The following is a 701-nucleotide window of genomic DNA, read 5'->3' as shown; positions in this document are numbered from 1 at the left end:
AGCACGTCGGCGATCAGGTTGCCGACCGTCTCGGCTTCCGCCGGGCCGAAGCCGCGCGTCGTCATCGCCGGCGAGCCCAGACGGATCCCGCTCGTCACGAACGGCTTTTCCGGATCGTTCGGGATCGCGTTCTTGTTCACCGTGATGTGTGCCGCGCCCAGCGCCGCTTCCGCCGCCTTGCCCGTGATGTTCTTCGCGCGCAGGTCCACCAGCATCACGTGGCTTTCCGTACGGCCCGACACGATCCGCAGCCCGCGCTTGACCAGCGTTTCAGCCAGCACCCGTGCGTTCTCGACCACCTTCTCCTGGTACGCCTTGAACTCCGGCGACAGCGCTTCCTTGAACGCCACCGCCTTCCCCGCGATCACGTGCATCAGCGGGCCGCCCTGGATGCCCGGGAAGATCGCCGAGTTGATCTGCTTCTCGTATTCGGCCTTCATCAGGATCACGCCACCGCGCGGCCCGCGCAGGCTCTTGTGCGTCGTCGTCGTCACGAAGTCCGCGTGCGGCACCGGGTTCGGATACACGCCCGCCGCGATCAGGCCGGCGTAGTGCGCCATGTCGACCATCAGGTATGCGCCGACCGACTTCGCGATCTTCGACAGACGCTCGAAGTCGATCTTCAGCGCGAATGCCGACGCGCCCGCGACGATCAGCTTCGGCTTGTGTTCGTTCGCCAGCTTCTCGGCTGCGTCGTAGTC

Annotated in this window: 1 protein-coding gene; it reads right to left on the bottom strand. The window is 66.0% G+C overall.

Annotation, left to right across the window (positions count from 1 at the left end; all coding sequences use genetic code 11):
• The coding region (locus ACV22W_RS33560; protein WP_448023829.1) for a serine hydroxymethyltransferase at positions 1-701 on the bottom strand (701 nt) is incomplete at both ends.

Source organism: Burkholderia sp. AW49-1 (genome assembly GCF_053427845.1).
The sequence above is the reverse complement of the archived record's forward strand: the minus strand, read 5'-3'. Positions and strand labels throughout refer to the sequence as shown.